Genomic DNA, 19,867 nt, shown 5'->3' on the forward strand with positions numbered 1-19,867 from the left:
AACTTCTTAAGCGTTCCTTTTAACAAGGAGCCTCTCGAAGTGGACGGCTATTCTAGCGAATTGGGATTCAGTGTCAAACACTTTTTCCTGCTAATTTTTTGAAGCATCTTAAATGCTTATTTGCCGTTTCGCTGCTTAGTTCAAACCGCTTGGTTATCCCTGACAACGGAGGCGCATTATAGAGATAATAATCTTGCGCACAAGGCCAAAAACAAAAAAAAGCCGCCACTAGCGACTGTTCGAATAGTATTTATACAAAGCGTTCGAAATAGGTACGATTTAGACTAAATTTAGTGAATCGTACCTATTGTTTCTGCCCCAATTACTGGTGAGCTATAATTCTGTCGTTATTAACTAATAGCTGTACTTTTTTATCTGGGTTGATTTTTCCAGCAAGTATCGCTTTCGCCAATGGGTTCTCTACACTCTGTTGAATCGCTCTTTTCAACGGTCGAGCCCCATATACAGGGTCGAAGCCAACTTGAGAAATTAGCTTCAGCGCTTTTTCTGATACCTCAAGTTCATAACCATTATCTTCCATACGCTTTTTCAGATGCTCAAGCTGAATAGAAGCAATAGATTGAATGTGCTCTTGTCCTAATGGGTGGAACACAACGCTTTCATCCACTCGGTTCAAAAACTCAGGACGGAAATGTTTACCTACCACTTCCATCACCTCATTCTTTATTCCTTGGTAATCGAGCGTATTGAAGTTTTCTTGAATTCTCGAAGAGCCAAGGTTAGATGTCATGATCACGACCGTATTTCTGAAGTCGACTGTGCGGCCTTGTCCGTCGGTAAGGCGCCCGTCATCAAGAACCTGAAGTAAAATATTGAAAACATCTGGGTGTGCTTTCTCGATTTCATCTAACAAGATTACTGAATATGGTTTGCGACGCACTGCTTCAGTTAAATACCCCCCCTCTTCGTAACCGACATAGCCCGGAGGCGCGCCAACTAAACGAGCAACAGAGTGTTTCTCCATAAACTCAGACATGTCGATACGTACCATTGCATCGTCACTATCAAACATGAAGTTAGCAAGCGTTTTACAAAGCTCCGTTTTACCTACCCCTGTAGGACCAAGGAATAGAAAAGAACCAATTGGCTTATTCGGATCAGATAAACCAGCACGGCTACGACGAATCGCATTCGAAACCACTTCGACTGCTTCGCCTTGGCCGATAACGCGCTTATGCAGAACACCCTCCATCTTTAGAAGCTTCTCTTTTTCCGCTTCTAACATTTTGAAAACCGGAATCCCCGTTTGCTTAGATAGGACATCGGCAATTTCTGCGTCAGTAACCTTATTGCGCAGTAAGGTCATCTCTTGCATTTCAGCTTGAGTCGCAAGGTCTAGTTGTTTCTCCAACTCTGGGATACGACCATATTGCAGTTCAGACATACGGTTTAAATCGCCTGCACGACGTGCAAAGTCCATATCCATACGAGCTTGTTCTAGCTCTGATTTGATATGTTGCGTGCCAGACAGTGCTGCTTTCTCAGCGTTCCACACTTCTTCTAGTTCAGCAAAGTCACGCTCTTTATCTGAGAGCTCGGCTTGTAAGGTGCGAAGACGCTTTTCACTGGCTTCATCGTTTTCGTTAGTTAGCGCTTGCTGTTCGATCTTAAGCTGAATGATCTTACGCTCTAGTTTATCCAGAGATTCAGGTTTTGAATCAATCTGCATACGGATACTCGATGCGGCTTCATCGATAAGATCAATTGCTTTATCTGGCAGTTGACGGTCAGAAACGTATCGATGAGATAGTGTTGCTGCAGCCACGATCGCTGGGTCGGTAATTTCTACATGATGGTGAAGTTCATAACGCTCTTTCAAACCACGAAGAATCGCCACCGTGTCTTCAACCGTTGGTTCATCGACAAGCACTTTTTGGAAGCGGCGCTCTAACGCTGGATCTTTCTCTATGTACTGACGGTATTCATCAAGAGTCGTTGCGCCAACACAGTGGAGTTCACCACGAGCCAACGCTGGTTTTAGCATGTTACCCGCATCCATAGAGCCTTCACCTTTACCAGCGCCGACCATAGTATGAATTTCATCGATGAAGAGAATGATATTACCCTCTTCTTTAGACAATTCATTGAGGACTGACTTCAAACGCTCTTCAAACTCACCACGATATTTAGCGCCAGCTACCAAAGCACCCATGTCTAATGAAAGTACGCGTCGGCCTCTTAAACCTTCTGGCACTTCATTGTTAATAATGCGCTGAGCCAAACCTTCAACGATAGCTGTCTTACCAACACCAGGTTCACCGATAATGACTGGGTTGTTCTTAGTACGACGCTGAAGTACTTGGATAGTACGGCGGATTTCGTCATCTCGACCGATAACAGGGTCGAGCTTACCTTGCTCCGCTCTTTCAGTCAGATCGATGGTGAACTTCTCTAATGCTTGACGTCGGTCTTCGGCATTTGGGTCATCAACTTTTTGACCGCCACGAACCTGCTCGATAGCTTGAGATAATTTTTGCTCAGTTAGACCTAGCTCTTTAAGCAGGTTACCTAAAGGACCTTTATCTTCAATTGCGGCAAGTAGGAAGACTTCCGAAGAAATGTATGTGTCTTGGCGCTTTTGTGCGACCTTGTCACATAGGTTAAATAAAGTACCCATTGCATTCGACAGTTGAACATCACCACCGATACCACTTACTTTCGGTACACGGTCTAATATTTCGCTTAGCTTTGAACGCAGCTGAACCACATCAATATTCAACATGGTAAGCAATGGACGAATCGCACTACCATCTTGATTTAATAGCGACACCATTAGGTGTACAGGCTCTATATATTGGTGATCACGACCTAATGCGAGCGACTGAGCATCAGATATCGCAATTTGAAATTTACTAGTGAATCGATCGAGACGCATGCCAACCTTCCTACTCTTAGATATGTTTATCTTATGGTTAGAAGATGGATACGGTAACGCGGATTTTCAAGGGATAGGAATGAAGAATAGAGTTTATATAAAAATATAATTGTGCTGGATAAAAGCGGACACTTACTAAACGTTACTCTAGCCAAATAAAGGTAGCCTGACGGCCAGTAACGCCATCTCGACGATAAGAATAGAAAGCATCAGAATCGGCAAAAGTACAAAGGTTCGAATCCGTCACTTGCGAAACACCCACTTTAGTAAGTCGCTGTGTTGCAAGTTGAGACATATTCGCTAACCATTTGCCCGGTTCAGTTTTCGCTTTGAATGCAAGCTTGGCTTGAGGGTCAAAACCAACGAAAGCTTCCAACACATCATCACCAACCTCAAAGGCTTGTTTGCCAATCGCAGGGCCTAGCCAAGCAATGATCTGGTTGTCAGAGCTGAGATTGGTAAACTTTGCTACTGCATTTTCAAGAATACCACCAGCAAGACCACGCCATCCGGCATGAACCGCAGCAACTTGAGTACCTTTGGTATCGGTGAGGATCACTGGTAAACAATCCGCCGTCATCGCTGAGCAAACCACCCCACTAGCAGTAGTGAAAGCTCCATCCGCGTCGAGAACATTGGATGTTGGCTCAAGAACCGTTGCCACATCAGTTGAATGTGTCTGGTTTAGCCATACCGGTGCAGTTGGCATGATAGCGTGTTGCGTAAGCCATATGCGGTTACGTTCAACCAATGAAGCATCATCCCCAACATGCATACCGAGGTTTAGCCCTTGATATGCATCAGCAGAAAAACCACCAACACGTGTCGAAGCAAAAGCCTTCACATTACTTGGTGCGTTCCAGTTAGGGATGATCATCGACATAATTAAATGTCTTCTTCTAGGTTATCGCGAGCATCAACGCGCAGAGCTTCAGCCATCACAACCATGTCATTTGGCACAGGTGCGTGGAATTCAACTTCTTCGCCCGTGATTGGGTGAACAAATTTAAGCATAACCGCGTGTAGTGCTTGACGATCAAAAGCACGAATCATCTTCGTTAGTTCTTCTGATGCACCTTTTGGAATACGTGCACGACCACCGTATGCAATATCACCTAGCAGTGGATGCTGAAGGTAAGACATATGTACACGGATTTGGTGAGTACGACCCGTTTCTAAACGTAGGCGAATACGTGTATGTTCACGGAAGTGCTCTGCAACACGGTAGTGAGTTACCGCTGGTTTGCCCGTTTCATTCACAGCCATCAAAGTACGCTTGGTTGCGTGGCGGCTAATGCCTTTTTCTACCATGCCACCAGCGGTCATTTTACCAATAGCAATCGCTTCGTATTCACGAGTAATACGACGCTTAGCCAATGCACGTACAAGACGAGTCTGTGCTGGTACTGTTTTAGCAACAACCATAAGACCTGTCGTGTCTTTATCGAGACGGTGAACAATACCTGCACGAGGTACTTCAGCGATTTGTGGGTAGTGGTGCAGTAACGCGTTTAGCACGGTTCCATCCGGCGTACCTGCTCCTGGGTGAACAACAAAATCACGTGGCTTGTTAATAACCAATAGATGTTCATCTTCAAAGACAATGTCTAGAGGAATGTCTTGTGCTTCCCAGCGCTCTTCATCTTCAAGTTCAGCTTGTAAGATGATCTCTTCTCCGCCCATAACCTTAACGCGTGGCTTGGTAATAACTTCGCCATCCACTTGGACTTTGCCGTCAAGAAGCCACTCTTTAATACGAGAGCGAGAAAAATCGGTAAATAGTTCAGCGACAGCTTGGTCTAAACGTTGACCTAACTGGCTGCTTTTTACTGTGTCTGTTAATGTGATCTGCTGAGCCATATCGAACTTTTTTAAAAACCGTGAGACTAATACCCATTAGTATGGATAAAATAGAATAATTGCATCATTGTATCTGTTACTGGTTAGAAAGTAACGGAAGCTTACGAAATATTTAATTCAAGGAATCGACGCCTGACATGAAACACCTTACTTTAGCGGGTCTATTAGCCGTATCACTCTTGGCTGGTTGTTCAAGTACCGAAGAGATAGTGCCAGATGTACCGCCATCGGTTCTCTACTCTGAGGCGCAAGAATCGCTGCAAAGTGGTAGCTGGCTTTCTGCCATTGAAAAGCTAGAAGCCCTAGACTCTCGTTACCCTTTCGGCGCCTATTCTGAACAAGTACAGCTAGACCTGATTTACGCTTACTACAAAAATGATGACCTAGCGCTTGGTCTAGCGACCATCTCACGTTTCTTGCGTTTAAACCCAACTCACGAAAAACAAGATTGGGTTCTTTACATGCGCGGCCTAACGCACATGGCACAAGACAGAAACTTTATGCACGATATTTTTAATATCGATCGTAGCGACCGAGATCCTGAGCCAGTAAAACTCGCTTTTTCTGATTTCAAACGACTACTAGAGCGCTTCCCTGCAAGCCCTTACGCAGAAGATGCACAAAAACGCATGTTCGCACTTAAAAACCGTTTGGCAGATTACGACCTAGCAACGGCAGATTTCTATCTGCGTCGTGAAGCTTGGATCGCTGCAATCAATAGAACGCAAGAACTGCAAAAGACTTACCCTGATACTATCGCTGCGCGTAAGTCTCTAAAAATTCAGCTAGAGGCCTACAAACAGCTTGGCCTTGAGGATGCGGTTCAAAGAACAGAAGCCTTGATTGAGCTAAATCCACTACCTTAACCAACCATTCGTTCATGACTTGAAAAGCGCGCTAATTCATTAGCGCGCTTTTTTTAAACCCATTCCACGAACTTGATGAATCGCACAATACACGGTATCTTCAATAAATAACTTTTAACAAAACATCAACATGGAGTGTGGATGTGAGTAGGTTGTTATTATTTATTGGGGTCGTGCTATTTAGCCAATTTTCCCACGCGTTAGAACTCTCGCCATTAAGCAATAAGCCTTACATGGGCGATTTAGATGTGCTCAAAACCAAAGGAACGGTGAGGGTGCTCGTGTCTGCTGACCTTGGCTTCTACTACATAGAAGACGGCAAGCCAAAAGGCATCGTTGCTGAGATGCTTTACCATTTTGAAAAAAGCCTTCGTAAGAAACACCCTTACCTGAACGTTCAAATTATTCCTGTGCAGCGAGATGACCTGCTCCCTTCTTTACAGTCAGGCTATGGCGATGTTGCTGTTGCAAACCTGACCGTAACCGATAAGCGATTAAAGGTGATCGACTTTTCAGACCCTATGATTAAAGACGGTAAAGAGCTCATTATCACAGGCAAGAACTTAGAGCCGATCACCGAGATCAAGCAACTCAGCGGTAAGGAAGTATGGATTCGAGCAAGCTCCAGTTACTTCGAAAGCGTGCAAAGGGTCAATAAAGAACTCAATGAGCTGGGTCTACCGCCAATGCATGTCCACTTCATCGAAGAGTCGCTGCAAGACTACGAACTGATCGAGCTCGTCAACCAAGGTTATATACAAGGTACGATTCTAGACAGCCACAAAGCGAAACTGTGGATCGATGTGATGGAAAACATTCAAGTCCATCACGACTTACCTTTGCGCGAAAATGGTCAAATAGCGTGGGCGTTAAGAAAAGACAGCCCTCAACTAAAGAAAGAGATAAATAAATACGTCAAGACCGCTCGAACAGGCACCCTACTTGGAAACGTTATCTATAAGAAATACATCGATAACACTCGTTGGTTAGGTCGCGCACTCAACCCGAACAAAGTTGACCGTGTTGCTAAACTGGCGGATGTTTTTGAAAAGTATTCGAGTAAGTATGAATTCGATCCTTTGATGATGTCAGCACAAGGCTTCCAAGAGTCGGGCCTTGATCAAAGCAGAGTCTCCCACCGAGGTGCTATTGGAGTAATGCAGGTTCTACCTAGCACTGCGAGAGACAAAAACGTCAACATCAAGAATATCCACATCGTCGATAACAACATCCATGCTGGCGTAAAGTACATGCGCTTCATTAAAGATAGATATTTTGATGACCCAGCCATTACTCCAGATAACCAGCTTTACTTTACTCTAGCCTCCTATAACGCAGGCCCGGCTAAGATCAGAAAGATGAGAAACCTTGCGAAGAAAAAAGGCTACAACCCAAACGTTTGGTTCAAGAACGTAGAGATAATTACACGTAAATACGTCAGTAAAGAACCCGTCACCTATGTCGCCAACATCAACCGCTATTTCGTTATCTATAAACAGTTAGAAGCCATCAATACAATTCGAGAGAACGGCACAGCTAGATTACTGCAAACCAACGATTAATTGGTCATAACCTGAAAAACGACGGGGAAGACTAAAAACACAAAAGCCGCATAAGCAAAGTTATGCGGCTTTTGTTTATCGAATTCTGAAGAAGCTAACCTGATGCTTCATATCGTGTGCTCTATGTCACAAAGTACAATTGGATAAATATCCATCAAGCACTTTCTATAAGCTGTAAGACGCCCCTAAAAACTGATTTAATTTTTAGCGAAGCCTTGCCTCCAACTTATCGTTTTTCATAAGGATAACAAGCATTTTTCGCCAAAAAGATATCAAGACTTGCGTAAGATCACATTTGATTTTAATGCTCATTCCACCCAGTCAAAAGAAGATCTAGATCACATTATCAATTCCCAAAAGTCGTAATCTGAAGTTAACCCATGAGGGATACAACAGAGGAAAACTTCTATGAAAATGAACATCACTGGTAAAAACATCGACATTACCTCTGCAATCCGTGATCACATAGAAAGCAAATTTAAAAAGCTGGATAAATGGCAAGTAGACATCATTGGTTGCCAAGCGAGCTTTAGTGAAGAACCAAACAAGAAGAAGAAATTTGAAGCGGTACTAACCGTACCAAAAGGGCAACTTGTAGCTTCATCAATCCATGACGACCTCTACGTTGCTATCAACGAAGTAGAACAAAAACTAGAGCGTCAACTCAACAAGCTACGCCATAAACCAGAAGCGCGCCGCGCTGAAAAGCCTGAAATCGAAGAGCTAGAAGCTGAAGTAGAATAAGGAAAGATAACAGATTAAAAAATAGCGCCTCAGGGCGCTATTTTTTTGCTTGACGCTCGTAGCTCGCTTGCTTATTGTGTTTAAACATTCATAAAACAATCACTTTTTATGCAAACTCAATCTTTGTTTATTTTTGACTTCTTTTTTCTTCCGTAAATCGGAGGCTAAGTCGTTTTAGAAAAACAAGTCAAAAACGAACAAGAAGCCTCCCACACTAGGGAGGCTTTTTTATAAGGACACATTTATGACTGACCGCTCAATTTCACTGGATGATATCCGCCTTCGTCTCAATGATTTAGATGACGAACTACTGAAGCTACTTTCAGAACGTCGCAAGCTAAGCATCGAAGTTGCTAAAAGCAAGGTAGAAACATCAAAGCCAGTTCGTGACGCAGTAAGAGAACAACAACTGTTGGTTAAACTGATCAACAACGGTAAAGACAAATACGAATTAGATGCTCAGTACATTACCAAGTTGTTCCACACCATCATTGAAGATTCAGTCCTACTGCAACAGTCATACCTACAAAACCTTGCGAATCCGCAAAGCCGTAAACCATTGGCTCGCGTTGCATTCTTAGGCTCTAAAGGGTCCTACTCCCATCTTGCGAGCCGTGAGTATTTCAGCCGTAAGAATATGGAATTGATTGAGTTAAACTGCAATCACTTCAAAGAAGTAGCATCGACGGTAGAATCGGGACATGCGGATTACGGTGTATTACCAATTGAAAACACCAGTTCAGGTTCGATTAACGAAGTGTACGACCTACTTCAGCACACCACGCTTTATATCGTTGGTGAGCTATCTCAACCGATTGAACACTGCCTAGTCGCGAAAAGTGATATCCGTTTAGAAGACATCAAAACACTTTACTCGCATCCACAACCACACCAGCAGTGCAGTGAGTTCTTGAGCCGCCTGAAAGATGTAACTCTTGAATCATGTGCTAGCACAGCTGACGCCATGAAGAAGGTCAAAGATCTGGATGGTGATGATGTTGCTGCGATTGGTAATGCATCGAGCGGCAAGCTTTACGGACTTCAGCCTATCCAAGGCAACATTGCGAACCAAACAGAAAACCACACACGTTTCATCGTAGTTGCTCGTAAACCTGTTGAAGTCTCGACTCAGATCCCTGCGAAGACGACACTGATTATGTCAACTTCACAAGAGGCAGGTTCATTGGTAGAGACGCTACTGATTCTGCAGCGCTTAGGTATAAACATGACTAAGCTAGAGTCTCGTCCTATTATGGGTAACCCTTGGGAAGAGATGTTCTATGTGGACTTAGAAGCACACCTAGATTCGGATAATATGCAGCAAGCGATCACAGAGTTGACGGCCATTACTCGCCACTTAAAAGTCCTTGGTTGCTACCCAAGTGAAAACATCAAAGCGACTCAAGTTAAGTTGTCATAAGCTAGAATAAGCAACCGCTTTTTACTAACAGAAGTATTTGGTCTACAGTAGGCCAAATACTTAAGTCCCTCATCTTTACAATACTCTTAGAGCCCCTAAGCCCTCCCTATCTACTACTGCTTTATACCTTCCTAATAGAAAACTCATTAGTAGCCTTTTTATCAATAAAGACAAAACCTTACCGCCTTCACAGGAAAGCACCGTACAACGTGTAATTAATAGCGAGCTCACCGCAAGTGACATAAACTTACGCGCTCAAATTTATAAACCATGTTGTGAATAGCCATGAAGCTAAGTACGAAAATATTACTTCTGATTGCCCCCGTAATACTGATCAGTACTGCGGCTTCCAGCTATATCATTTACTCGACTCAAAAAAACAGTTTCATCAAACGCGAAGATAATGCTCTGCAATTGAGTATGGAAAAGCTCGCCGGACACTTTCGTCAATCGCGATCTTTTTTGAACAGCTATTCTTATGCGCTGACTAAAAGTGACATGATTAAACGCTTCTTCTTGGCCGAAGAGAACCCTAGCCAAGAGCTCGCACTCATCGATGATCTACACGAGACGATAAAGTTATTACAAGATGGCGACGATAGCTTTACTGGCCTTGCTCTTCTCGACGGCGATGGTACCGTGAGCTACTACGCCGAAAATAGCAGTGACCCCTTTGCAGAGATGGACCCGAAGGTCTTAGAGTTTGTTGATCGTCAGTATCAAGAAAAACACGTAACCTCACGTACTGACTACATCCAAAACTCGCAGGGCGAAGGGATGCTTGTTCACTATGAAGTACTTGATAAAAAGAGCGTTTCGGCCCCGATAAGCGAACAGATCAATGATGTATTTTTTCTAGTCGTTTCGGTCTCTCTAGATAAGTTTAATTCACTGCGAAAACAGATAGAGTTTGACTACCAAACCAGTCTTTTCTTTACCGATGAACAGATAACTCTTGGGCATGGTTTGACTCAGTCTGTGAAGCTGGGACCTGAACTTTACGCTACCCTCGACCCGGCTCAATTTTTGTTGGACAACAAGCTAAAATCAATCTGGAATGAGCTCAGCTTGTCATTTGCTCTGTCTGCCTTTGTCAGTGTGGGCTTATTGCTCATACTTTTATCCCGCTGTGTGATTAATCCAATCACGCGCTTGGATAAGCAGCTGCAACAGGTCGAAAAAAAACAAAGGAAGAACATTGAGCGCTTAGGTACCAATGATGAATTAGGCCGCTTGTCACAACGTTTTTATGACATGTACCAAGAGCTCGATAATACCTACCAACAGACCAAAGTGTTGGCAGAAAATGACCAGCTAACGCAAATCCCCAATCGACTTCAATTTCAGTCGTTTGTGCAACAATCTCTGCCAGCCCCTGACTCGAAAAACAATACCTGGGTACTCTATCTCGATTTAGACAACTTTAAGTTTGTGAACGACAAATACGGACACCAGATTGGGGATTCAATACTGGTTTCTTTTGCAGAGCGCATCACTGCTTTATGTGACTTTTTTCAACAGAGCGACAGCGCTCACTGCATGCCTGCACGCTTGTCGGGCGATGAATTCGTTGTCTACATCAATGCCCCCACGAACGCCGATAATATTGCGCATCAGTTTTCAGAAAAATTACTGACCCCGCTACAAAAAGGCTTTATCACCGAATCAGGAAGCTTTCCGATTACCGTGAGCATTGGGATCGCGACCTACCCAAGTGATGGGCATACCATAGAGAAACTACTCTCAAACGCTGATACTGCGATGTATCAGGCAAAACATGCTGGCAAGAATCAGTTCGCGGATTACTCGTTAGATTTGGATAAAACTATTCAGCGTCAAGCCAATATTGAGCGTGCCCTAAGAGATAAAAACTTCGATGAAGAGTTTAAACTCGTTTATATGCCTTACATGGATGCCGCAGGGAACCACGTGATTGGGGTTGAGGTTCTATTGCGTTGGGAGTCCGAACAACTTGGTACGGTTGCACCCAATGAATTTATTCCTATTGCCGAGCAAACAGGGCTATTTGAGCTTGTCGACCGCTGGGTTATCAAGAATGCCTTCGCTTCTTTCCATCAGCTTCAGGGTCAATTTGATCACTCGATTCAGCTGTCCATCAACCTATCTTCCGCAGGGATAGAGACTACGCACCTAGCGGATTTCATTGAACAACACGCAAAGATTAATGGCATTCCACCAAGCTTAATTGATTTTGAGATCACCGAGACCTTCTATTCAAATTCACACGGTTTTCCGCTACTCAACGAACTCGCTCGAATGGGCTACCGATTAGCTATCGATGATTTTGGTTCGGGCTACACATCCATCACTCAATTGGTTGAGTACCCAACGCAAAAAATTAAATTAGACAAAGGTTTTTTAGAAGCCTTGATCGAAACAAATAATCAGAACATAGTTAAACCCGTGATCGGACTGTGTCACGCGCAAGGTAAAACCGTGACTGCTGAAGGTATTGAAACCAAAGAGATGCACCAATGGCTACAAGACGCGCATTGCGACATGCTGCAAGGCTTCTACTTTGGCAAGCCAATGCCTCTCAATGAACTAAGCGACTGGTATCACGAACACCAACAGCGATTTAAGCACCAGCAGAACGATTAACACGCACCAACTGAATCAACCGACTAGAAGAATCGAACACATGAAATCTGTCATCATCGCCTCACTAAATCCCGCTAAGATCAATGCTGTCAAAAGTGCTTTTGTCTCTGCGTTTCCCAACACCGAGTTTGAGTTCACGGGGGTAAGTGTGCCAAGTGGTGTTGCCGATCAGCCGATGAGTAATGATGAAACCTATCAAGGTGCGGGGAACCGTGTACACAATGCGACACAACAGCAACCTAATGCGGATTTCTATGTTGGGTTAGAAGCGGGAATCGAAGGCGGGGTTACCTTTGCTTGGATGGTGATTGAATCAAATGGCCAACGTGGAGAATCTCGCTCGGCAAGCCTGATGTTGCCACCAGCCATTCTTGAGAAGCTAGAACACGCTAACGAACTCGGGGATGTGATGGATGAAGTATTTGGTACTGACAATATCAAACAAAAAGGTGGAGCGATTGGTTTACTGACACATAACCAGCTTTCACGTAGCTCGGTCTATCACCAAGCGTTAATCTTAGCGCTGATCCCATTTGTGAACCCTGAACATTTCCCAGCTTAACCAATGAATACTTCTCAAGCTCTCTAGCAGCTCGATTGCAAGCTCTAGAAACTAAAAAACGCTAACTATCCGTTAGCGTTTTTTCAATTCGCACTCTAGCTATTCATTGATAGCTTAAGCCAATGATTACTTAAGCAGCAGATCGGCAATAACCGCTTTCTCTTGTTCTGATTTTGCCTTGAGCTCATTCGAGCCTCTGGTGATGGTCGCCACGCCGACTCCCAGCATTTGGCTTACTTGTCTTTGAGACATTTCACCTTTCATTAGCTCACAAAAAATATTAATTCGAGCAACCAAAGCATCTCGCTCATCGGGCGTCATCATCATGGTCAACAACAGTTCATGCTGATCTTTCTCAACCGCTGTCTTAACTAAATCCATGAGTTGTTGCCAGTTATCATATTCAGGTTGTGATGCCATATCTCTACACTTACTTTTAAATTCAGACTTTAAAGAGTCGCTTATCGATTGAAAGCGTTTACCACTTTATACCGAAATACTGGATGTGATCCAATGTAAAAAGGCAGTAAGCGGAAATGGTTCGCACTCACTGCCTTCGATTGTCACTCAGTTGCAGGCCTTATCGGCCGCTAGTATTTAGTTTTCACCTCATGGGGAGCCAAAAACTCACCCTGCTCACCCAAGATGTCTCGATAGTAAGTCTCAAACATTAAAATGTTCTGAACGTAACCGCGTGTCTCTTTGAATGGAATCATCTCAATGAAAGCGAAGGCATCAAGCTTTTCATCACTACGAGAACGCCACTGTTTCACACGGCTTGGGCCTGCATTGTAAGCAGCAAAAGCAAAGATACGGTTGTTGTCATATTGAGAGAGCAAGCCATCTAAGTAGTGGCTACCAATTTCGATATTCTTGCCGACATCGTAAAGATCATCGCTACCCTTGTACTTAATCTTGTGCTTGTTCGCTGTGTATTGCGCTGTCTTTGGCATAATTTGCATAACACCACGTGCACCAACAGGAGAACGAGCTTCAGAATCCATCGCACTCTCTTGTCTTGCTAGAGACATCAATGTGATTGGGTCAATATCATGCTTCTCTGCGTAGAAGTTAAACCACCACTTATGAGCGACCGGGAAACGCAACGCAATGTTATCCCACATTTTCGCTGAAATACTGGCAATGACAGTGAAGTGATTCCAACGCTGTGTCGCAGCGTAAGCAGCAAGCATCTCTTTTTGCTCTTTATCTGCATTGGTCAGTAGCCAGCGCCATTCACTTTTGGCTGCGGCAATTTTATCGCGAGTGATAAGTTCATCGATACGAGTCAGTGAAGTACTAAAAGGCTTCACTGTTTCTGGGTTGTATTTCAACGTAGAAGTTGGATATTGAATCGGTTTACCTAACTGCTTTGCCGCCGCAACACTGTAGAAATTACGCTGACCTAAAATATCAGACAAACGTTGGTTGCCCTTTTCAGTATCACCTGTTGCTATCTCGGCCCTGCCTAACCAATATTGCCAGCGCAATGACGCTTGGTGCTTGTCGTCTAAGAGGGCAATCCACTCTTTCAATCCAGCCCAATCGGCATGCTGAATAGCCAAACGGGCACGACGTTCCAATAAGACTTGTTTCGACGAATTCGCCAACATCTCGTCTCGCCACTCCATCAACTCTTCAGAATCGGTATTGATTAAACGGAAAGTCAGGTAATCAGCGAGCTCTTGAGATTTCTCTTCAGAAAACTTCTGGGCCTTGATGACATCATCAAATATTTCCTGGGCACTGCTAGCCGATTTTCTTGCGAGCTTCTTAAAAGCAAACTCCGTTTGAGCTTGATAAAACTCATTGGCTGGATACTTCTTCGCGAATGTGAGCACGTTTTCAGGCTTGTTGTATAACGCCTTCATCTGCTTAGCTTGAGCAATTGATTCATCATGATCCAATTGCTTGATCAGATAGCTCATCAGCTTACCGTTACGCCCATCAAACGCTAACAACATACGCTCTAAAATCAGCTCATCAGTTCTTAAGCCAGCTTGATCCCAACTCTTAAATAGCGGGTCGCAAGCGTCATCAACACCATCGCCGCTCAACCAAAGCTGCTTCGCCCCTTTAAAAGCCAGCTCTTGATTACCTTGCTCATAGTTCGCTCGGTAATAAATGCATTGGTACTTTTCGCCCACTGGCTCTTTAGTTTGAAACTCAAGGATGGTTTGCCACTGTTTTCTAGAAGCCAGCATATCTAAATATGGTGCTCGCATACGATTAGAAAATGGCAGCGCTTTATTCTCTTCAATAAACGCATCCACTTCAGCCGGAGTACGATCACCAAGACCGATAAGAAAAGCACGATAATCGGTGTAAGGCGTGAGAGGGTATGTTTGAATTTTGCTGCGCAGTGTTGAATAAGCTTTTAGATCACGGTTGTCTAAAACCTCTTGCGCTCTATCATAAACATCACGCTGCATTTCTAGCTCTGAGGCATTGCTAGCCATAGCCATTGGGGCTAGTGAAAATGAAGACAAAATTGCCGATGCAGCCACAGCAACCTTCGTATTACCAATTCGGAAAAACATTCGCTCTTTCCTTAGTGCGTGTATGAATACGTGAAATCTATTTACGCCCGACATCACATAAAATGTAAAGGAATTGAGTGTAAATATTATTAATATTTAACACTTCATCTAAGAAGCATATTAAATATAGTTTTAATAACCAATGTGACAATAGTAAGTAAGGATTCGTTCAAGAATGGCTTTTCTTTCCTAGGAGTAACATCTTTAGGGATATTGGTATAAAATAGCTAACAATTTTGAACAATAATTAGGATCGATCGGCAATGGCTGAATACGTATATACCATGTCTCGGGTGAGCAAAACTGTTCCACCTAAGCGTCAAATTCTTAAAGACATTTCTCTTAGCTTTTTTCCTGGCGCTAAAATCGGTGTTTTAGGTCTAAATGGTTCAGGTAAATCTACCCTACTACGTATCATGGCTGGTATTGATACTGATATCGATGGCGAAGCTCGTGCACAACAAGGCCTTAACGTAGGTTACCTACCTCAAGAGCCGGTACTAGACGAATCAAAAACGGTTCGTGAAATCGTAGAAGAAGCGGTTTCTGATGTTGCTGACGCACTGAAACGTATCGACGCAGTTTACGCCGCTTATGCTGAACCAGATGCAGATTTCGATGCACTAGCAAAAGAGCAAGGCGAACTAGAAGCGCTTATCCAAGCAAAAGACGGTCACAACCTAGAAGCTGCTCTAGAGCGCGCTGCAGACGCACTTCGTCTTCCTGAGTGGGACGCTAAAATTGAACACCTTTCTGGTGGTGAGCGTCGTCGTGTTGCTATCTGTCGTCTACTTCTAGAGAAGCCAGACATGCTGCTTCTTGATGAACCAACCAACCACCTGGATGCAGAATCAGTTGCATGGCTTGAGCACTTCCTAGTGGACTACAACGGTACTGTTGTGGCGATTACCCACGACCGTTACTTCCTAGATAACGCTGCTGGTTGGATTCTAGAGCTTGACCGTGGTGAAGGTATCCCATGGCAAGGTAACTACACGTCTTGGCTAGAACAAAAAGATGAGCGTCTAAAGCAAGAGAAAGCTGGCGAAAGCGCACGTCAAAAGACCATCGAGAAAGAACTTGAGTGGGTTCGTCAAAACCCTAAAGGTCGTCAAGCTAAGTCTAAAGCGCGTATGGCTCGTTTTGAAGAACTGACGACTGGCCAATACCAGAAGCGTAACGAAACCAACGAACTGTTCATCCCGCCAGGTGAGCGCCTAGGTGACAAAGTTCTTGAAGTTAAGAACCTAACAAAGTCATACGGTGACCGCGTTCTTATCGATGACCTATCGTTCAGCATGCCTAAAGGTGCAATCGTGGGTATCGTAGGTGCCAACGGTGCGGGTAAATCAACACTATTCAAGATGCTAAGCGGCGCAGAGCAACCAGACTCAGGTACGGTTGAACTAGGCGAAACCGTTAAGCTTGCTTCTGTTGATCAGTTCCGTGACAGCATGGACGACACTAAGACAGTATTCCAAGAGATCTCTGAAGGCGCAGATATCATTAAGATCAACAACTTCGAAATCCCAGCACGTGCATACTGCTCTCGTTTCAACTTCAAAGGCAACGACCAACAGAAGATCATCGGTGAGCTTTCTGGTGGTGAACGTAACCGTGTTCACTTAGCTAAGCTACTTAAAGCGGGCGGTAACGTACTGCTACTCGATGAGCCGACCAACGACCTAGACGTTGAAACGCTACGTGCTCTTGAGGAAGCGCTACTTGAGTTCCCTGGCTGTGCAATGGTTATCTCGCACGACCGTTGGTTCCTAGACCGTATTGCGACCCATATCTTAGACTACCGTGATGAAGGTCAAGTTAACTTCTACGAAGGTAACTATACTGAGTACACTGAGTGGCTGAAGAAGACCCTGGGCGCTCAAGCGGCAGAACCACACCGCATTAAGTACAAACGTATTGCTAAGTAAATAAGCTTGTATTTTGAACAAAGGCCGCGATAATAGCGGCCTTTGATATATCTGGCTTACGCATTCCGCACCGATATAGAGAGAATACTTATGATTGAAAGACGTCAATTTTCACGAGTTATTTATCAAGTTCCGACTGAAATCTCACAAGGACAAGTAAATGTATCAGGCTCAGTGCAAGACTTATCTCTTCATGGTTTACTCATTCAGTGCGAAGAGTTACAGCAACTTAACCAGGAGAACCCTGTTCACGTTAGCTTTAAGCTGACCAACAGCGATATCAACATTCAGTTAGAAGCAACGATAGTCTCTACCATCAATACCTCAATGCGTTTACGCATAGAGCATTTAGATATTGATAGTATCAGCCACCTTAAGCGCCTTGTTGAGCTTAACGTTGGTGACGATGACCTGCTTTATAGAGAGATTGAACACCTTACCGACTTAGGCAAGGAATAATATCTCCATTACCCTTTTTCTATTAGAAGCATTTAGTTAATACAGAACCATGTCTAAAAAAGTGTCCATTACTATTCCCTCTAGTCAGGGGGAACAGACGTTTTACTTCGGTCGAAAAGCCGTACTCTTATGCATGACAACCCTGCTCTCAGTACCGATGCTGATTGGTGGTGCAACCTACATGCACCTTGAGAGTAAAAACAAGCTAGCTGCACAAGCCGGTGATGCACAACAGTTAATTGAAACTCTGATTGTTGAAAAAGAACAGACCGAGTTCTTATACGCGGAACAAGTTGAAACCAACCATAACCTATCTCAAGCCTTAACTGAGAAAGAAGGTACGATTCAATTACTGGGTAAGCGTGTATTCGATGTGGAGTCCGTTCTTGGCCTGGCTGATGAAGAGTTACACACCGATGAGGTTTCACTAGAAGACCGCATTGATGCTGCAGCCGTCGATTCCGCGGTAAGAGCTACCATGTTCCGCTTAATTCCTAATGATAGTCCGATGGCTTATCAACGCATCTCGTCTTCATACGGTCGCCGTACTAACCCAATTACAGGCAAACGCCACAACCATACTGGTATCGACCTTACTTGTAAGCGTGGTGAAGATATTTTAGCACCAGCAGATGGTGTGATTGAAACCGTACGCCCAAGCAAGAAAGGCTTTGGTAACTTTATCACCATGCGCCATTCGTTTGGCTTCATGAGCTCTTACGCGCATCTGCAAAAATTCAAAGTTCGCAGCGGTCAGTTTGTCAGTAAAGGTGATGTGATTGCGAGCTGTGGTAACTCAGGTAACTCAACTGGGCCACACCTGCATTATGAAGTACGCTTCCTTGGTCGCTCATTGAACCCTCAATACTTGATGGATTGGACACCAGAAAACTTCAATTACGTGTTTGAGAAAGAGAAAAAGGTGAAATGGGGCCCACTCGTTCAGCTGATTGATAACGTGGTTCGCTTGCAGATCAACCTGACTAACGTGCCTTATATCAGTTCAACTATCGACACAGTATCCAGCGATGATAACCGAGTATCGAACGAGAATAACAAAGAGCCTATCGTGACTAACTAGGTTTGTTCGTTTGGCCCATGATGATCCAAATGCATTTTGCCTACTATAGGCCAGATGCAATATCGGCATTCAACACAAACAAAAAGAGCGACCAAATGGTCGCTCTTTTTTTATTTTTCAAACCACAGTATTAACCGCGATGAATCGAGTCATGTGCTTGTTTTAACAGGCTTTGACTCTCTTGCAAGAATTGCTGTGAGTAGTCACCAAACCAATCACTCACCTGGTTAAAACTCTCAACGAACTTGGCTTTGTCTTTTCCGTCTAAGATCTCGAGTGCTTCACCAAAACAACGGTGGAAGCGTCGAATCATCTCAATATTCTCATCCGAAGATAGGATGATGTCACCGTACAAGTTCGGGTCTTGAGCAAATAGACGACCAACCATCGCAATCTCTAGACGGTAGATTGGAGAGCTAAGCTTCAGAAGTTGGTCGATGTTCGGGTTCTCTTTGCTTAGGTGTAGACCGTAAGCAAAAGAGGTAAAGTGGCGAAGCGCTTGAATCAGAGTCATGCCGTGGTCGTGCTCAGCAGCATCCATCTGACATAGGCTCGCACCCCAGATACTAAATTGCTCCAGTAGCCATTGGTAGCTTTCAGAACCGCGCCCATCACTGTAAACAATCACCTGCTTAGCTAGGCTTGGTACATCAGGGCCAAACATAGGGTGAAGACCAACAACAGGGCCTTGGTGCATGTTCATCATTGCTTGCAGCGGCTTTGATTTAATCGATGTTAAATCACAAAGAATACAATCGCTTGGCAGGTTACCAAGTTTCGCAATCACACCTTCCGTTAAGTGAATTGGAACGGTAACAACCACAAGACCAGCGTTATCTAGGATTTCATCGGCTTTATCCCAATCTTGACTACCAAGGACTTTCACTTCGTAGCCAGAAAGCTTAAACATACGGCCAAATAAGCCACCCAGCTGACCATTACCACCAACGATAACCACTGAACGTAATTCTGGGTTAAGACACTTAAAACCAGAGTCTTTTTCGCTGGCATAAGATTCACGCATAGTTCGACGCAAAATATCTTCGATGAGCTGTGGTGGAACCCCTATTTTTTCTGCTTCTTGACGACGAGACGCCAACATTGCCGCTTCACGCTCCGGCACATAAATAGGTAATCCATGTTCACTTTTCACTTCACCAACTTTCTCAACAAGAGCAAGTCGCTGAGCCAGTAAATCCAGCATCTGTTTATCGACAGCATCAATTTGGTCGCGTAATTCGTTCAGTTCAACGGCCATTTTATTCCTTACTAATCTATAAGCCCGTACCAACGCCGATTTCGTTAGCAACAGATCTTAAAATGC

General features: G+C 44.1%; 15 protein-coding genes and 1 other annotated feature. Of the genes, 9 read left to right on the forward strand and 6 right to left on the reverse strand.

Features of this window, described 5'->3' with window-relative positions:
• Nucleotides 1–322: 322 nt before the first annotated feature.
• The 3 genes from clpB to rluD form a co-directional block, all read right to left on the reverse strand.
• On the reverse strand, nucleotides 323–2,896 hold the full coding sequence (gene clpB, locus OH460_RS09265; RefSeq protein WP_269996902.1) for an ATP-dependent chaperone ClpB: 2,574 nt from the start codon (nucleotides 2,894–2,896) through the stop codon (nucleotides 323–325).
• A 142-nt stretch (nucleotides 2,897–3,038) separates the two neighbouring features.
• A complete protein-coding gene (gene pgeF, locus OH460_RS09270) occupies nucleotides 3,039–3,779 on the reverse strand; it encodes a peptidoglycan editing factor PgeF (protein WP_269996905.1) in 741 nt (246 codons plus the stop codon).
• A gap of 2 nt (nucleotides 3,780–3,781) precedes the next feature.
• Nucleotides 3,782–4,756 carry a 23S rRNA pseudouridine(1911/1915/1917) synthase RluD gene (rluD, locus tag OH460_RS09275; protein ID WP_004739484.1) on the reverse strand — a complete coding sequence of 325 codons (975 nt, stop codon included), beginning with the start codon at nucleotides 4,754–4,756 and terminating at the stop codon, nucleotides 3,782–3,784.
• A gap of 137 nt (nucleotides 4,757–4,893) precedes the next feature.
• Here rluD and OH460_RS09280 point away from each other — a divergent pair, with 137 nt between their 5' ends.
• The 6 genes from OH460_RS09280 to yjjX all read left to right on the forward strand — a co-directional run bounded on the left by OH460_RS09280 (nucleotide 4,894) and on the right by yjjX (nucleotide 12,532).
• On the forward strand, nucleotides 4,894–5,622 hold the full coding sequence (locus tag OH460_RS09280; RefSeq protein WP_269996911.1) for an outer membrane protein assembly factor BamD: 729 nt from the start codon (nucleotides 4,894–4,896) through the stop codon (nucleotides 5,620–5,622).
• Nucleotides 5,623–5,759: 137 nt separating this feature from the next.
• A complete protein-coding gene (locus OH460_RS09285) occupies nucleotides 5,760–7,184 on the forward strand; it encodes a lytic transglycosylase F (protein ID WP_333482705.1) in 1,425 nt (474 codons plus the stop codon).
• Between the two features lie 408 nt (nucleotides 7,185–7,592).
• A complete protein-coding gene (gene hpf, locus OH460_RS09290; protein ID WP_004735034.1) occupies nucleotides 7,593–7,928 on the forward strand; it encodes a ribosome hibernation-promoting factor, HPF/YfiA family in 336 nt (111 codons plus the stop codon).
• 110 nt (nucleotides 7,929–8,038) lie between these two features.
• Nucleotides 8,039–8,160 (forward strand) — a sequence feature (Phe leader region).
• Between the two features lie 12 nt (nucleotides 8,161–8,172).
• Nucleotides 8,173–9,348 carry a prephenate dehydratase gene (gene pheA / locus OH460_RS09295; RefSeq protein WP_050053130.1) on the forward strand — a complete coding sequence of 392 codons (1,176 nt, stop codon included), beginning with the start codon at nucleotides 8,173–8,175 and terminating at the stop codon, nucleotides 9,346–9,348.
• Between the two features lie 285 nt (nucleotides 9,349–9,633).
• The gene (locus OH460_RS09300; RefSeq protein ID WP_269996917.1) at nucleotides 9,634–11,970 is read left to right on the forward strand and encodes a putative bifunctional diguanylate cyclase/phosphodiesterase; all 2,337 of its coding nucleotides are present in this window, start codon (nucleotides 9,634–9,636) and stop codon (nucleotides 11,968–11,970) included.
• Between the two features lie 40 nt (nucleotides 11,971–12,010).
• Nucleotides 12,011–12,532, forward strand: coding sequence for an inosine/xanthosine triphosphatase (yjjX, locus tag OH460_RS09305; protein WP_269996918.1), 522 nt, complete (start codon nucleotides 12,011–12,013; stop codon nucleotides 12,530–12,532).
• A gap of 126 nt (nucleotides 12,533–12,658) precedes the next feature.
• Here yjjX and trpR read toward each other — a convergent pair whose 3' ends face one another.
• Together trpR and sltY are read right to left on the reverse strand one after the other, a co-directional pair.
• Nucleotides 12,659–12,952, reverse strand: coding sequence for a trp operon repressor (gene trpR, locus OH460_RS09310; RefSeq protein ID WP_004739494.1), 294 nt, complete (start codon nucleotides 12,950–12,952; stop codon nucleotides 12,659–12,661).
• Between the two features lie 170 nt (nucleotides 12,953–13,122).
• Nucleotides 13,123–15,072: a murein transglycosylase gene (sltY, locus tag OH460_RS09315; protein WP_269996919.1), complete on the reverse strand. Its 1,950-nt coding sequence runs from the start codon at nucleotides 15,070–15,072 to the stop codon at nucleotides 13,123–13,125.
• A gap of 263 nt (nucleotides 15,073–15,335) precedes the next feature.
• Between sltY and ettA the strand changes: the two genes are divergently transcribed.
• From ettA to OH460_RS09330, 3 genes are all read left to right on the forward strand, one after another.
• Complete coding sequence (gene ettA / locus OH460_RS09320; protein ID WP_008221630.1) at nucleotides 15,336–17,003, forward strand: energy-dependent translational throttle protein EttA; 1,668 nt, start codon at nucleotides 15,336–15,338, stop codon at nucleotides 17,001–17,003.
• Nucleotides 17,004–17,093: 90 nt separating this feature from the next.
• Nucleotides 17,094–17,462, forward strand: coding sequence for a PilZ domain-containing protein (locus tag OH460_RS09325; RefSeq protein ID WP_137408521.1), 369 nt, complete (start codon nucleotides 17,094–17,096; stop codon nucleotides 17,460–17,462).
• Between the two features lie 49 nt (nucleotides 17,463–17,511).
• On the forward strand, nucleotides 17,512–18,543 hold the full coding sequence (locus OH460_RS09330) for a M23 family metallopeptidase (protein ID WP_065584727.1): 1,032 nt from the start codon (nucleotides 17,512–17,514) through the stop codon (nucleotides 18,541–18,543).
• 130 nt (nucleotides 18,544–18,673) lie between these two features.
• Here OH460_RS09330 and tyrA read toward each other — a convergent pair whose 3' ends face one another.
• On the reverse strand, nucleotides 18,674–19,801 hold the full coding sequence (tyrA, locus tag OH460_RS09335) for a bifunctional chorismate mutase/prephenate dehydrogenase (RefSeq protein WP_102425996.1): 1,128 nt from the start codon (nucleotides 19,799–19,801) through the stop codon (nucleotides 18,674–18,676).
• Nucleotides 19,802–19,867 lie beyond the last annotated feature (66 nt).

Origin of the sequence: Vibrio sp. Makdt (assembly GCF_027587015.1) — a bacterium.
GTDB lineage: Bacteria > Pseudomonadota > Gammaproteobacteria > Enterobacterales > Vibrionaceae > Vibrio > Vibrio chagasii_B.

What these genes read in the sequence shown, in the direction of transcription:
- yjjX (WP_269996918.1), top strand. Translation starts at nt 12,011, where the DNA reads ATGAAATCTGTCATCATCGCCTCACTAAATCCCGCTAAGATCAATGCT.
- clpB (WP_269996902.1), bottom strand. Translation starts at nt 2,896, where the DNA reads ATGCGTCTCGATCGATTCACTAGTAAATTTCAAATTGCGATATCTGAT.
- OH460_RS09280 (WP_269996911.1), top strand. Translation starts at nt 4,894, where the DNA reads ATGAAACACCTTACTTTAGCGGGTCTATTAGCCGTATCACTCTTGGCT.
- rluD (WP_004739484.1), bottom strand. Translation starts at nt 4,756, where the DNA reads ATGGCTCAGCAGATCACATTAACAGACACAGTAAAAAGCAGCCAGTTA.
- sltY (WP_269996919.1), bottom strand. Translation starts at nt 15,072, where the DNA reads ATGTTTTTCCGAATTGGTAATACGAAGGTTGCTGTGGCTGCATCGGCA.
- hpf (WP_004735034.1), top strand. Translation starts at nt 7,593, where the DNA reads ATGAAAATGAACATCACTGGTAAAAACATCGACATTACCTCTGCAATC.
- trpR (WP_004739494.1), bottom strand. Translation starts at nt 12,952, where the DNA reads ATGGCATCACAACCTGAATATGATAACTGGCAACAACTCATGGATTTA.
- OH460_RS09300 (WP_269996917.1), top strand. Translation starts at nt 9,634, where the DNA reads ATGAAGCTAAGTACGAAAATATTACTTCTGATTGCCCCCGTAATACTG.
- ettA (WP_008221630.1), top strand. Translation starts at nt 15,336, where the DNA reads ATGGCTGAATACGTATATACCATGTCTCGGGTGAGCAAAACTGTTCCA.
- pheA (WP_050053130.1), top strand. Translation starts at nt 8,173, where the DNA reads ATGACTGACCGCTCAATTTCACTGGATGATATCCGCCTTCGTCTCAAT.
- OH460_RS09325 (WP_137408521.1), top strand. Translation starts at nt 17,094, where the DNA reads ATGATTGAAAGACGTCAATTTTCACGAGTTATTTATCAAGTTCCGACT.
- OH460_RS09330 (WP_065584727.1), top strand. Translation starts at nt 17,512, where the DNA reads ATGTCTAAAAAAGTGTCCATTACTATTCCCTCTAGTCAGGGGGAACAG.
- tyrA (WP_102425996.1), bottom strand. Translation starts at nt 19,801, where the DNA reads ATGGCCGTTGAACTGAACGAATTACGCGACCAAATTGATGCTGTCGAT.
- pgeF (WP_269996905.1), bottom strand. Translation starts at nt 3,779, where the DNA reads ATGTCGATGATCATCCCTAACTGGAACGCACCAAGTAATGTGAAGGCT.